At 39.1% G+C, this 13,758-nt stretch carries 11 protein-coding genes; 10 read left to right on the forward strand and 1 reads right to left on the reverse strand.

Going from position 1 to position 13,758, the window contains the following annotated elements; genetic code table 11:
* Positions 1–165: 165 nt before the first annotated feature.
* The 10 genes from ACSV5T_RS05305 (at position 166) to ACSV5T_RS05350 (ending at position 12,919) form a co-directional block, all read left to right on the forward strand.
* A complete protein-coding gene (locus tag ACSV5T_RS05305) occupies positions 166–852 on the forward strand; it encodes a Crp/Fnr family transcriptional regulator (RefSeq protein ID WP_060923935.1) in 687 nt (228 codons plus the stop codon).
* A gap of 71 nt (positions 853–923) precedes the next feature.
* Entirely contained in the window at positions 924–4,598 is a 3,675-nt protein-coding gene (locus tag ACSV5T_RS05310; RefSeq protein WP_287533763.1) for a nitrate reductase subunit alpha, read from the forward strand.
* On the forward strand, positions 4,588–6,015 hold the full coding sequence (narH, locus tag ACSV5T_RS05315; protein ID WP_438320465.1) for a nitrate reductase subunit beta: 1,428 nt from the start codon (positions 4,588–4,590) through the stop codon (positions 6,013–6,015). The genes ACSV5T_RS05310 and narH overlap by 11 nt, the downstream gene beginning before the upstream one ends.
* Positions 6,015–6,539, forward strand: a complete 525-nt coding sequence (gene narJ / locus ACSV5T_RS05320) for a nitrate reductase molybdenum cofactor assembly chaperone (RefSeq protein WP_156697105.1) — start codon at positions 6,015–6,017, stop codon at positions 6,537–6,539. The genes narH and narJ overlap by 1 nt, the downstream gene beginning before the upstream one ends.
* Positions 6,536–7,207 (forward strand): respiratory nitrate reductase subunit gamma, encoded by a 672-nt coding sequence (gene narI, locus ACSV5T_RS05325; protein ID WP_105081540.1) that lies wholly within the window; start codon positions 6,536–6,538, stop codon positions 7,205–7,207. The genes narJ and narI overlap by 4 nt, the downstream gene beginning before the upstream one ends.
* Before the next feature lie 342 nt (positions 7,208–7,549).
* Positions 7,550–8,152 carry a hypothetical protein gene (locus ACSV5T_RS05330; RefSeq protein WP_156719445.1) on the forward strand — a complete coding sequence of 201 codons (603 nt, stop codon included), beginning with the start codon at positions 7,550–7,552 and terminating at the stop codon, positions 8,150–8,152.
* Between the two features lie 254 nt (positions 8,153–8,406).
* Positions 8,407–9,678, forward strand: coding sequence for a putative porin (locus tag ACSV5T_RS05335; protein WP_438320466.1), 1,272 nt, complete (start codon positions 8,407–8,409; stop codon positions 9,676–9,678).
* A gap of 145 nt (positions 9,679–9,823) precedes the next feature.
* Positions 9,824–10,429, forward strand: coding sequence for a hypothetical protein (locus ACSV5T_RS05340; protein WP_438320467.1), 606 nt, complete (start codon positions 9,824–9,826; stop codon positions 10,427–10,429).
* Positions 10,430–10,634: 205 nt separating this feature from the next.
* A complete protein-coding gene (locus ACSV5T_RS05345) occupies positions 10,635–11,840 on the forward strand; it encodes an MFS transporter (RefSeq protein ID WP_295824874.1) in 1,206 nt (401 codons plus the stop codon).
* 194 nt (positions 11,841–12,034) lie between these two features.
* Complete coding sequence (locus tag ACSV5T_RS05350) at positions 12,035–12,919, forward strand: LysR family transcriptional regulator (protein ID WP_295824876.1); 885 nt, start codon at positions 12,035–12,037, stop codon at positions 12,917–12,919.
* A 163-nt stretch (positions 12,920–13,082) separates the two neighbouring features.
* Here ACSV5T_RS05350 and ACSV5T_RS05355 read toward each other — a convergent pair whose 3' ends face one another.
* Positions 13,083–13,697: a LysE/ArgO family amino acid transporter gene (locus ACSV5T_RS05355; protein ID WP_295824879.1), complete on the reverse strand. Its 615-nt coding sequence runs from the start codon at positions 13,695–13,697 to the stop codon at positions 13,083–13,085.
* Positions 13,698–13,758: the final 61 nt, after the last annotated feature.

Below are 13,758 nucleotides of genomic sequence, written 5' to 3' on the forward strand. Positions count from 1 at the left end.
TGTAAAAATTTTTGTGAATGTGACATAAAACACACATATTCTGAAATTAATAAGTTATAATAATCATATATATACAAAAAAGTATATAATACATGTACTTTTACTATAAATAGATTAGTATAACTAATGGATTTTATTTTAAAAGTACAATGGAGTGGTGAAGGTATGGATGAAAATTTAATTAACCAATTACTTGCTTTGCCGGGCGAGGAACTCCATCTTAAAAAAGGTGATTTTCTCTTCCACGAGGGGGACAAGGCAGAACACTTTTACGTAGTGTTAAAAGGTAGAATGAGCATTAAGAAATTCGAATCTAGTGGGCACATTTTTGCGTTGCGTCTAGTAGGACCGAATAATGTAATTGGTGAGGTTCCGTTGTATGAGGAGAACACAAAAACATACGTGTTCAACGCCATCGCTCGGGAGGATTGCACTGTTTATTCCATTCGCTATGATTTGTTAGAATCAGCTATTGCAAAAGATCATTCATTGGCTATTGCGATGATGAAAATCTATACATTACATATGCGGCGTCAACAGGCAAAATACCGAGACTTGCTGTTATACGGCAAGAAGGGAGCATTTTATTCTACCTTGTTGCGCTTAGCCAATAGTTATGGTGTGAAGCGCGAGGATGGTATCTTTATCGATATCGCTTTAACAAATCAAGAGCTAGCTGAATTTGCTGCCACATCAAGAGAAAGTTTAAATCGCATGCTAAGTGAGTTGCGTAAGTTGGGCTATGTAGCCTATGATAAACACCATCTAGTAATCTGTGATTTTGATGCTTTAATCGGATTGCTTGATTTAGAGGTTGATAATATAGACCCTAATATTAGTAATATCGAATAACAGTATTTTCTCCCTTGTGTTAGCTCAGCTAGCACAAGGGATTTTTTTGTAGTTTTGAAGGAGGACACGAGATGAGCTTGTTGTCTCAAAAGTTTAAGTTTCTTCGGAAGAAGAACGTATCTCCAAGCGGCCATCAAATAACTGAAGATGGCGGTCGCGAGTGGGAAAATTTTTATCGTGACCGTTGGTCTTACGATAAAGTTGTCCGCACAACGCATGGCGTAAACTGTACTGGTTCTTGTAGCTGGAATATCTACGTTAAGAATGGTGTTGTAGCGTGGGAAAATCAGGCGATTGATTACCCTGAAACACCAGATGATATGCCGGATTACGAACCACGTGGATGCCCTCGTGGTGCAACATTCTCTTGGTATCTCTATAGCCCATTGCGCGTAAAATATCCATATGTGCGCGGCGAATTGGCTGAGCTTTGGAGAGAAGCTAAAAAACATGCTAAGAACCCAATCGAAGCTTGGAAATCTATCGTAGAAGATCCTGAAAAAGCGAAAAAATACAAATCTGCCCGTGGTATGGGTGGCTTTGTGCGCTCCACATGGGATGAAGCGACAGAAATTACTGCTGCATCCTTATTATATACAGCAAAAACATACGGCCCTGACCGCAACGCAGGCTTCTCTGTAATTCCAGCGATGTCCATGTTGTCCTATGCAGCAGGTGCTCGTTTCCTTAACTTAATGGGTGGTACACCATTGTCCTTCTATGACTGGTATGCCGATTTACCACCTTCTAGCCCTCAAGTTTGGGGTGAACAAACTGATACACCTGAATCTGGTGACTGGTACAATGCTGGTTATATCATGACTTGGGGTTCTAACGTACCGTTGACTCGTACGCCAGATGCTCACTTCTTAACAGAGGTTCGTTACAAAGGTACTAAAGTAGTATCCGTATCCCCTGACTATGCGGAATCTACAACCTCTTCCGATGCTTGGCTCAATGTAAAAGCCGGTACTGATGCGGCTCTTGCTATGGCAATGGGCCACGTAATCTTAAAAGAATACTACATCGACAAGGAAACTCCATACTTCAAAGAGTATGCTAAAGAGTTCACAGATATGCCATTCCTTGTACGCGTTGAAGAAATCAACGGCACAGTTCAACCAGGCCGCTTCTTGAATGCTAAGGACTTGGGTCGCCAAGAAGAAGGCGCTGACTTCCAAATGGTATTGATCGATGAAACAACAAATGAAATCGTTATTCCTAATGGTACAATGGGCGAACGTCACACAAATCCACAAAAATGGAATTTACGCCTTGAAAACCGCGATACAGGGGCTAAAATCGATCCTCGCTTATCCGTGTTTGATCAACGTGAAGATGTGACTGTTGTTAAGTTGCCATACTTTGGCGATGAAGAGCACGAAGGCGTAATTGAACGTGCTATTCCTACAATTACAGTACAAACTGTAGATGGTCCTGTAAAAGTAACTACTGTATATGACCTTATTCTTGCTAACTATGGTATCGACCGTGGTATCGGTGGTGAAGTGGCAACATCTTATACAGATGACACTCCTTACACACCTACATGGCAAGAAAAAATTACTGGTGTAAAAGCAGATATCGCTATTGCCACAGCTCGTGAATTTGCAGATAATGCAGAAAAAACTAAAGGTCGCTCCATGATTATCATGGGTGGTGGTATTAACCACTGGTACCATGCAGATATCATTTACCGTACAATCTTGAACCTCATCATGTTCTGTGGTACAGAAGGTGTTAACGGTGGTGGCTGGGCTCACTACGTAGGTCAAGAAAAACTTCGTCCTGTTGAAGGCTGGGGCGGCATCATGACAGCTAACGACTGGAGTAAAGCTCCTCGTTTGCAAAATGGTACATCTTGGTTCTACTTTGCTACAGAACAATACCGTTCTGATTGCATTGATTTGGCAGACCGCGTATCTAAATTAGCTAAGCCTCGTTACCGTCACCCTGGTGACTACAACGTATTGGCTGCACGTTTAGGCTGGTTGCCATCTTACCCTACTTTCAATAAAGGCAGCCAAGCCTTGATTAACGACGCTCGTGCAGCGGGTGCTAGTACAGAAGCAGAAATCAACCAATATGTGGCGCAAGCGTTGAAAAACAAAGAATTACAATTCTGCGTAGAAGATCCAGCGGCTAAAGAAAACCATCCACGCAACTTGTTTGTATGGCGTGCGAACCTTATCGGTTCTTCCTCTAAAGGCCACGAATATTTCTTGAAACATTTACTTGGTACAAAACATGGTGTTCTTGAAGATGATGATGCACCAGTAAAACCAGAAGAAATCAAATGGCGCGAAGCAGATGAAGCTGGTAAGCTTGACCTCTTAATCGATATCGACTTCCGTATGGCTTCTACAGGCTTGTACTCTGATATCGTATTCCCAGCAGCTACATGGTATGAAAAAGAAGACTTGTCTTCTACAGACATGCATCCATATGTACACGTATTCCAAGCAGCTGTTGATTGCGCATGGGAAACTAAATCTGACTGGGATACATTCCGTACCCTTGCAGAAACAGTATCTCGCGTAGCGAAAGAGTCTGGCTTCACAGAATATGAAGATATCGTAGCATTACCTCTTGGTCATGATAGCCCAGGTGAAGTGGCTCAACCAGAAGGTAAGGTTCTCGACTGGAGCAAAGGCGAATGTGAACCAATTCCTGGTAAAACAATGCCGAACCTCGTTCATGTAAAACGCGATTATAGTAAAATCTTTGAAAAATACATTGCATTGGGACCTAATATTGAAAATAAAATGGGTGCTCATGGCATGGCTTGGGATGTATCTGATGAATATAAGACATTATATGATCAAAATGGTGTCATCGATAATCCAGAATTCATTTCTCATGGCCGCCCTAGCATTTACGAATGTAAAGAAGCTTGTAATGTTGTATTGACATTGTCCTCTTGTACAAACGGTAAATTGGCTGTTCGCTCTTGGAAAGCAATGGAAGAAAAAACAGGCCTTTCTGGTCTTGAAAAGAACGCAAAAGGCCGTGAACAAGAAAAAATTACCTTTGATGACATGGTTCGCCAACCACGCTTCATCATTAGCTCTGTAACAAGTACTGGTAAGAACGATAAAAACCGTCGTTACTCTCCATTTACAACATCTACAGAAGATAAGGTACCATTCCGTACCGTAACAGGTCGTCAATCCTTCTATTGCGACCATGAAATGATGCGTGATTACGGTGAAGCTATGGCGTTGTACAAACCTGTATTGTCCTATAAACCAGTACAAGGTGACTACAAACAAGAAGGTATCCCTGAAATCACATTGAAATACTTAACACCACATCATAAGTGGTCTACACATAGTATGTATTTCGATAGCCAACAAATGTTGACATTGTTCCGTGGTGGTCAAACAATTTGGCTCAACGAAGACGATGCAGCAGAAATTGACGTTAAAGATAATGATTGGGTAGAAGCTTTCAATAAAAACGGTATCGTTGCAGCTCGTGCTGTAGTTTCCCCACGTATTCCTCGCGGTATTTCCTATATGCACCATTCCCAAGACCGTCACATTAACGTTCCTGGTGCGAAGGTTAAGAAACAACGTGGTGGTACGCATAATGCACCAACTCATATTCACATGAAACCGACACACATGATCGGCGGTTATGGCCAATTGAGCTATGGCTTTAACTACTATGGCCCAACTGGTAACCAACGTGATATGACAATTGTGGCTCGTAAAATGAAGGAGGTAGATTGGCTTGAAGATTAAGGCTCAAGTATCTATGGTCCTAAATTTGGATAAGTGTTTGGGTTGTCATACATGCTCTATCACTTGTAAAAATACATGGACGAACCGCGAAGGCGCGGAATATATGTACTTCAATAACGTGGAAACTCGCCCAGGCGTAGGTTATCCACGTCATTGGGAAGACCAAGAAAAATGGAAAGGCGGCTGGACATTAGATAACTCTGGCAAATTAGCTCTTTCTACAGGTTCTAAAACAAATCGTTTGATGAAATTATTCTTCCATCCTGAACAACTAGAATTGAAAGATTATTTTGAACCTTGGACATATGACTATGAAACATTGATTCATGGTGGTCGTAAAAACAACCAACCAGTTGCTCGTCCTCGTTCCCTAGTGACTAAACAAAAAATGGAAGTTACTTGGGGCCCTAACTGGGATGATGATTTAGCAGGTGGTCAACACGCTCGTTCCGATGTGAACTTGGCTAAGATGGGCGAAGATATCGTATTTGATTACGAAGAAGTATTCATGCGTTATTTGCCTCGTCTTTGTAACCACTGCTTGAACCCTGCATGCGTAGCTGCATGTCCATCCGGCGCGATTTATAAACGCGACGAAGATGGTGTGGTTCTCGTATCTCAAGATGTATGCCGCGGTTGGAGACATTGTGTTCCATCTTGTCCATACAAAAAAATCTTCTATAACTGGGAAACTAATAAAGCTGAAAAATGCGTATTCTGTTACCCACGCTTAGAAAATGGCTTGCCTCAAATCTGTGCTGAAACTTGTGTAGGCCGTATGCGCTATGTTGGCGTTGTATTCTACGATATGGATAAAGTAGAAGCTATGGCAGCTACAAAAAATGAACAAGATATTTACGAAAATACATTAGATTTGATTTTGGACCCTCATGATCCAGAGGTTATCAAAGCGGCTCGTGCTGAAGGCATCTCCGAAGCATGGATTAAAGCAGCTCAAAAATCTCCTGTATACAAACTTGTAAAAGAGTGGGGCGTGGCATTGCCATTGCATCCTGAGTATCGCACATTGCCAATGGTTTGGTATGTACCACCACTCAGCCCAATCTTGCAACGTGTAACATCTGATGTATACTTGCCAGATGCACATGAAATGCGCGTACCTGTACAATACCTTGCTAACTTGTTTACAGCAGGTAATACAGAAATCTTAGCTCGTACATTGCAACGTGTTCTCGACATGCGTGAATATATGCGTCGTCGTGAAACAGGTGACGGTCCTATTGAACACAAAGTTGATTTAACAGAGGATCAAATGTACGGTATGTACAAATTGTTGGCATTGTCCAAATACAATGATCGCTTTGTTATTCCATCTGACGTAAAAGTATCTCGCGAAGGTCGCCTAGAAATGCAACATAATCGCGGATTTGCTTGCCCTACAGGGGGATGTCAATAATGAAGGATGCTCAGAAAATCGCTCTTATTGCGTCATTTCTTCTACGCTATCCTGATGAACAATGGTATAACGAACTACCTGAATGGAGAGAGGACGCCCAATCCGTTGGGCATCCTCAACTTCGCCAAGGTTTATTAGAATTCTTCGACTATGTAGAGGAATCCGATAAAAAAGAATTTGAAGACCAATATGTTCGTACCTTTGATTTCAGTCAAAATACAACTATGTATTTGTCCACTTATGAGTTACAAGGTACAGGGGAACAAGCGGAAGAACTCGTAAAATTTAAAGCTTTCTTCCTCGAAAACGACTATGATTTGCCAAAAGAAATGCCTGATTATATTCCAGCACTTCTTGAGCTATGTGCCGTTATCGATGATGAAAAATCAAAAGAAATTTACGACTATTGTAAGCCAAAATTGGAATACATTAGAGAACGCTTCATTGAGGCTAAACTGCCTTATGCATTCTTGTTTGATATTATCTTGTCTGTTGCAAATGGATTGGAGGACGGTGCACGATGAATCTATTCCTTTGGGGCGCTTTGCCTTACATCGCATTCACCTTCTTAATCGTAGGTACCTTGGTTCGTTTCTTCTATTTTGAAAGAAACTGGACTACAAAATCGAGTGAATTTTTAGAGAAAAAACAATTGCGCATCGCTAATCCATTGTTCCACTTTGGTTTACTATGCGTTATCGGTGGTCACGTAGTAGGTGTATTAATTCCTAAAACTTGGACTGCTGCTATTGGTATTAATGACCATCTGTATCATGAAGGTGCGTTATACATGGGTGCTGTAGCTGGTATCATCTTCATCGTAGGCTTCTTGCTTTTGATGAAACGTCGCTTTACTGTGCCTGCTATGAAAGTTAATACATCTGGTCTTGATAAATGGTTATATTTGTTCTTAACATTAGCCATTTTCAGCGGTATGGCTGGTACATTGCTTAATGCATCTGGTTTCTTTGATTACCGCGTATCTATCGGTCCTTGGTTCCGTAGCTTACTATCCTTTATGCCTGATCCATCCTTGATGGAAGGCGTACCATTCATGTTTAAATTCCATATGTTAGCGTGGATGGTGGTAGCTATTATCTTCCCATTCAGCCGTTTGGTACACTGCTTGAGTGTTCCACTCAACTACTTAACACGTCCGTTCATTGTATATCGTAAACGTGACGAAAAATAATTAGGATGATGATTGATTTGTATGCCCTTCATGATATGACAAATTAATCTTAGCCCCTTGTAATAGTGAAAGCTGATGCTCACTACTACAAGGGGCTTTTATTTATTAATTTTTGTTAGAGTAGTTTAGATAACATAACATAACATTATTTCTGATTTAATTACCTAGCTTTTACCGAAACACTTTTGAGTTGTTTATATAGTTAAAATGAAAGACTAAATTAGAATTATTCTTATAATGAATGCTACCTATCTAATATAAGTAATCTGCAAATTTCGATTTAAATGATAAAATATATTAAGTAAAATTGATATTTCAGGAATTATGTTAGAGAGGTTTATGATGAATCAAGTGGAAACGAAACAGTATAAGAGTATTTACCATATCTTTATATGGATTGCAGTATTCTCCTTAATTATGATCGGTTTGCTAGAGTGGGGCTATATCGTAGGTGGTCGTGCCTTCGGGAACTATAAAGTCTATACAGGCCTTGTACCTTGGTGTACGTGGATTGTGATGACTTATTTGGCAACTCGTCCTAAATGGTTTACAAGTCGTTATAATTTATGTGAAATGTTCAAGGTTCACCGTGCATTAGGTATTGCATCTGTAGCTGTTATTGCATTCCATTTGTATCTCTATTTCGGTAAAGCTGCTAAATCCGTTCTCGGTTGGTGGGGTGGCTATGTAGCCCTTACTTCCTTCGGTATTGGTACTATTTCTGGCCTTGCGTTCTTGACGCCAAAACTTAGAAAAGTTACACCATCTGGTCGTAATGTTGGTATTTGGCTTCATCGTTTAAATCTCGTAGCATTAGTTGCTGCGGATATCCATATTCATGGTTTTAATCGTATTTCTAAAATGGTACCATTCTTACAAGTCTTTGATATCATTACATACGGTCTTGTTCTTTACTGCATCTATTTGATGTTTAAAAAGAAATAATAAGATACATACAAATCCCTTCTGTATTATACAGAAGGGATTTTTTCGTTATATTTTTATTTTCTAAGAAATAAAATATTCTATATTATCAGTTTGATGCATAATTGATTGTGAGATTGATATACATTCTCTATTTACCGACCTAATGAAAATTGCTATTATTTGCATGTTAAATATGATAATGATAATTATAGTCATATATTTCATTATTTTTTCATTTTTTATTAATCATTATTTATTGTGTGAGGTTTATTATGATTAAACGTAAAATGACCAGTGCTTTTGCAGTGGCAGCCATGATGGGTGTGGCTACAGCGTTTGCTGTTAATCCATTTTCCGATGTTTCATCCGATAGTTGGGCATACCAAGCAGTAGATCAATTGGCTACAGCTGGTATTATCAATGGTTATCCTGATGGTACTTTTAAAGGCCAAAATAACATTACTCGTTACGAAATGGCTCAAATGATTGCGAAAGGCATGGCTAATCAAGATCGTGCTAATGCAGAACAACAAGCTATGTTGAACCGCTTGGCCGATGAGTTTTCCAATGAATTGAATACACTTGGTGTGCGTGTAGCTAAATTGGAAGACCGCGTAGGCAATGTAAAGGTTACTGGTGATGCTCGTATCAACTACATCGGTAGAGAGGGGATCGATGGTTATGATTACGAAGATAAACTTACAACCCGTGTACGTTTAGGCTTAGATGCAAAGGTTAATAAAAATACATCTGTAAAAGCTCGTATTACATCAGGCTCTATTGAACTAGGTGATAGTTCTAAAGATGCTCAAGCTAATTGGGATTTAGCATATGTAGAGCATAAATTCGGTAAAAATGTTGTAGTTGATGCTGGTCGTTATACCCAAAAATTTGGTGGTGGCTTGATTTATAGCTCTAACTTTGATGGTGTAGGCGCTACAGCGAAGCTAGGTGATAAAGTTACATTAAATGGTGCATATGGTTATATGACAGCAGGCCGTTTTGCTAAGACTAGTAAAGCTGATAATGGTGATGTAGGTCTTATTAATGCCCATGTAGCTGTTAATGATCACTTTAGCTTTGGCGGTATGTTTGCTCATGTAGGTACAACAAATGTACGTATGGGTAATGGCAAGAAAAATAACGAATTCGATAATGTATATGGCTTTAATGCTAAATATAATGTTGGTAAATTCGGTATTGATGGCGAGTGGGTAAAAGCATCTGGCTTGAGTGATTCCGATGTTTGGAACGTAGGCGTTAAATGGGGCGATTATAAAATTAACAAGAAGAACTCTTGGGATATCCGCTTAGATTACTTTGATCAAGCTAAAAATGCCCCAGTATTTAAAACGCAAAAATATGAATCTAATGATTTATTGAAGAAAACACGGTATGAAGGTTATAAAGCATGGCAATTAGGTGCATCTTACGCACCAGAGAAAAATATTGGTATTAATGCATACTATGGTTTCCATGCGAAAACACAAGATGGTAACCGTGTAAATGATTACTACCGTGCAGACCTCAGCTTCAAATTCTAGTTCTAATTTTAGGATGGATCTGGATTTAATAACTAATTAGTTTTAAGTTCTAAGTAGAATGCTATGTGGATTGAAATTGTTAGCATGCTACATTAGGCCAACTAGATATATACTGGTAGTTTGTATAAGAAATAGTGAGGTTTATATGGCAGAAGTAGTAAAAAAACAGTTTAAGAGTAAATACCATATTTTAATATGGATTGCGGTTTTATCCCTAATATTTATGGGAATGGTAGAATATGGTTATGTAACAGGAGGTAGATCATTTGGTAACTGGAAGGTTCACTTAGGTCTTATTCCTTATGTTGCATGGCTTGTATTAACATATATTGCAACAAGACCAAAATGGTTTATCAAACGATATAATCCAAAAGAAATGTTTGAAGTTCATCGCATCGTAGGTATCGTTAGTGTTGTTCTTGTATGTGCACATTGGTATGTATACTTCTTGAAAGCATTGAAGTCCTTCTTAGGATTCTGGGGCGGCTATATCTCTTTGGTAGCGATGTTTATTGCTCTTATCTTTGCAGTGTTGTATTTATCACCTTGGGTTGGCAACATGGCAAAGTCCGTATCCCGTAAAAAAGCAATCTGGATCCATCGTTTGAACCTTATTGCTATCATTGCAGCAAATATTCACGTGCATGGCTTTGGCCGTTTATCTAAAATGGTGCCATTCTTACCAGTATTTGATGTAGTAACATATGCACTTGTTATCTATTACATCTACTGGATGTTCAAACAAAAATAGTATGATTGTCATACCTTTTGGATGAGGTTGAAAGTCATATAGTATAAAGACCATCTCTATCCTTTATGTGATAAGAGATGGTCTTTTTTTTCTGTTTAGGATACAATAATATTATGGGTTTATATTCTATAAATCCTTAAAAATATACAGTCTATTAATAAAATAGAGTATATAATAACTTTAAAAGTTAAGAAAGAAGGTCATTATGGATTCTTCTTGGAAACGAATTATTTATCTGATCTGTATTATACAGATCGGTGGGGGAATAACGATTATAGGGGTACTATCATTCCTTCCGTTATTTCTTATAGAGCTAGGTTTACATAATCCAGGTGAAGCTGCTATGTGGGCTGGTATCGTATCAGGTGTAACGCCTTGTATGGTAGCGCTCAGTGCACCGTATTGGTCGCGCAAGGCAAATCAACTGGGACCACGTAAGGTAATGATGTTTATCTTATTTACCTTAATGGTTACAGTAGGGGCCTGTGCTTTCACACAAACCCCGTCTCAGCTATTGGTTCTAAGAATTTTGCAAGGTGTAGTAGGTGGCTATGTACCGATAGGTTTAGCTATTATTGTCCTCATAACGCCTGAGGAAAAGGTGCCATGGGCGATGGGGCTATATCAAGCCTCTATGGTGATGGGGCTCGTGTTTGGACCTCTTATGGGGGGCTTAGCGGCCGATCTATTAGGTTATAGGGCACCATTCTTTGTATTTTCTGGATTGACTGGAATTTGCTTATTAGGTATTTATTTCTTAATGCCTAATCTGCAGTTTAAGCACAAGGTTGATGCTCAAGAATCACAGATTTCTTTGATTAAATCATTTCTAATGATACCCCGAGTTCGCCTATTAGTAGCGATGCAGTTTTTGTGTAATTTTGGTATTACTGGCATTGGTCCAATCTTACCGCTTTATATCAAACATTATATGTCTGTGAATGATGAATTTGTTGCTACTATTGTAGGAATTATTATCTTTGGAGCTGGTTTATTTAGTGCCTTGGCATCTATTTCAATCAGTAAGGTTACACAACGGTTGACGATGCCACGGATTATCTTTACCGCTACATGGGCTGTGGGGTCCCTATTTATCTTGCAATACTTAATGCCTAGCATATGGGGCCTTGGTATATTCCGTGCTATTGCAGGATTCTTTATGGGCTTTATTACACCAATTGCAAATACACTAATATCTAAGGCTGTTCCTATTGAACGACGCGGTATTGTCTTTGGGGCTGTATCTAGTGTAGCGATGATGGGCAATGTATTAGGGCCTGTAATTAGTGGTGTTATTGCACGTGCCTTTGGGTATGGGGCTGTATTCTGGTCTACAGCAGCTATATTCTTTGTAGCATCTTGGTTTGTATACCGTAATTTAGTTGTGTCTCGTGAAAGTAGTTCATCATAGCGAATCTACTTTCAATGAAATATAATCATAGTAATTGTAATTGTAATTGTAATTGTAATTGTAATAGTTTTAGTTGTATATATAAATATAAACGTTATGTGTGTAGCAGATACCAATATGAGGGGTTGGTAGTTGTTGTGAAGTATGTTAGTGGTGTAGGTCACTAACTATAAGAGAGATGAGAGTGTATCGTTATGTTATTAAAACAATTAGAGTATTTTGTGTGTGTAGTTGATAATAATAGTTTTACCCAAGCTGCGACAGAGCAATATGTGTCTCAATCTGCTATTTCACAACAAATTAAAGCCCTTGAAACAAGTCTTGGTGTGGAGCTGATGGTGAGGGAAAAGAGAAGCTTTCACCTAACACCAGCGGGACAATATCTATATCGCTCTGGTAAAAAATTACTAGAACGCTTTCACGATATTAAGGTAGAAACAACCCGCATCGGCACAGATGCACGTGTCAGTTTACGGATTGGTTATTTGAACCGCTATAGTGGAATGGCTATGCAGCAAACGGTCATTCGCATGGCGAAGCGCTATAAAAATCTAGATATCCGTATGTATAGTGGCAGCCATGAAGAACTGTATGGCATGTTAGATGATCGCCGAGTAGATGTGATTTTTAATGATCAGTGGCAGGTTTTATCTGATGATTTTGAAAGTCATTTGATTGATAAAGCAACTACGATAATTGAGGTGCCACAAGGGTATACAAAGGAAGGTAGCGTTGAAATTAAAACGATTGATGATTTACCGCTCATCCTAGTATGCCGTGGTAAGTATACGATAGGAGAGGAAGAGCATTATCGTAAGGCCATTGGCTATGCTGGAGCCTTTGCGTATGCTCGTACTTTAGAGGAAGCGCGCTATTTAGTGGCAGGTCAACAAGGCTTATTGTTATTAGATCGCTTTAAATACTTAACAGACTCCATGCCTGGCATTGAGCGCAAGGTATTGACCAACCATGGTAAATCCATGGAACGTAATTATTACTTTGTATCTCAACGAAATCAAAGTAATACCTATGTAGAAGCCTTTAGAGAAATGTTTAATCAAGTGCTGTCAGAATTTTAATATACTCAGAGTTTTAATATACGAAGATGAATTATAGTAAAATAAATTCCATCGTAATATTACAAAAGATATTTGTATAACAACAGATATTTGTAATATAAAAGCCGTTAGCATATGCTAACGGCTTTGTTGTTTAAGGATTATACTATTGGAGATATTTTGATTAAATATATTCTAAAAACATTGTAACCCCATCGATGAACAATTTTATACCATAAATGACGAGGACAGCGCCACAGAAGCGGTTGATCCAAGCCATATGGGTGATTTTGATTTTTTTTGCTAACAGATGCATGGTAGCGGCTAAGGATCCAAACCAAATTGGTGTCATAACTAAAAAACCGCCAAAGAAGTGGTAAATGTTCTCTTCTGGGATATTAGCTTGAAAAGCACCGAGCATCATAGTTGCATCAAGTACTGCTTGAGGATTGCCCCAAGATACAGCGATAGCAGATATGATAATCTTACGAATAGGGATATGCGTGTTAACATTGCGTATATCTGGTTCAGTTCTGAAAATATTAAAGCCCATGTACACAATCAGTAAGCCCCCAAAGAGGAGCACGATAAGCTTGGTAAGAGGCCACATTTCAAGGATCGCACCGATGCCAAAAAAGGCCGCCGTACTGAGACTCATATCAAATAGTGCCAGTATGATAAGGGTTAATATGATACGACGTATGGGTTGTACCAATGCTGTATTAATGATAAAGAGGTTTTGCATGCCAACAGGGGCAAATGTTGCGAGACCGACAAGAAGTCCTTGTAAGAAGTACATGTTAACCCTCCTAACTATAGTATGATAAAGTACTAATAAGGTGAATAGTAGCACGAAACCC

Origin of the sequence: Veillonella sp. ZSJB6, assembly GCF_051549505.1 — a bacterium.
In the GTDB taxonomy this organism is placed as follows: domain Bacteria; phylum Bacillota; class Negativicutes; order Veillonellales; family Veillonellaceae; genus Veillonella.

Coding starts and splice junctions, on each gene's coding strand:
- ACSV5T_RS05305 (WP_060923935.1), top strand. CDS start 166: ATGGATGAAAATTTAATTAACCAATTACTTGCTTTGCCGGGCGAGGAA.
- ACSV5T_RS05310 (WP_287533763.1), top strand. CDS start 924: ATGAGCTTGTTGTCTCAAAAGTTTAAGTTTCTTCGGAAGAAGAACGTA.
- narJ (WP_156697105.1), top strand. CDS start 6,015: ATGAAGGATGCTCAGAAAATCGCTCTTATTGCGTCATTTCTTCTACGC.
- narI (WP_105081540.1), top strand. CDS start 6,536: ATGAATCTATTCCTTTGGGGCGCTTTGCCTTACATCGCATTCACCTTC.
- ACSV5T_RS05330 (WP_156719445.1), top strand. CDS start 7,550: ATGAATCAAGTGGAAACGAAACAGTATAAGAGTATTTACCATATCTTT.
- ACSV5T_RS05335 (WP_438320466.1), top strand. CDS start 8,407: ATGATTAAACGTAAAATGACCAGTGCTTTTGCAGTGGCAGCCATGATG.
- ACSV5T_RS05340 (WP_438320467.1), top strand. CDS start 9,824: ATGGCAGAAGTAGTAAAAAAACAGTTTAAGAGTAAATACCATATTTTA.
- ACSV5T_RS05345 (WP_295824874.1), top strand. CDS start 10,635: ATGGATTCTTCTTGGAAACGAATTATTTATCTGATCTGTATTATACAG.
- ACSV5T_RS05350 (WP_295824876.1), top strand. CDS start 12,035: ATGTTATTAAAACAATTAGAGTATTTTGTGTGTGTAGTTGATAATAAT.
- ACSV5T_RS05355 (WP_295824879.1), bottom strand. CDS start 13,697: ATGTACTTCTTACAAGGACTTCTTGTCGGTCTCGCAACATTTGCCCCT.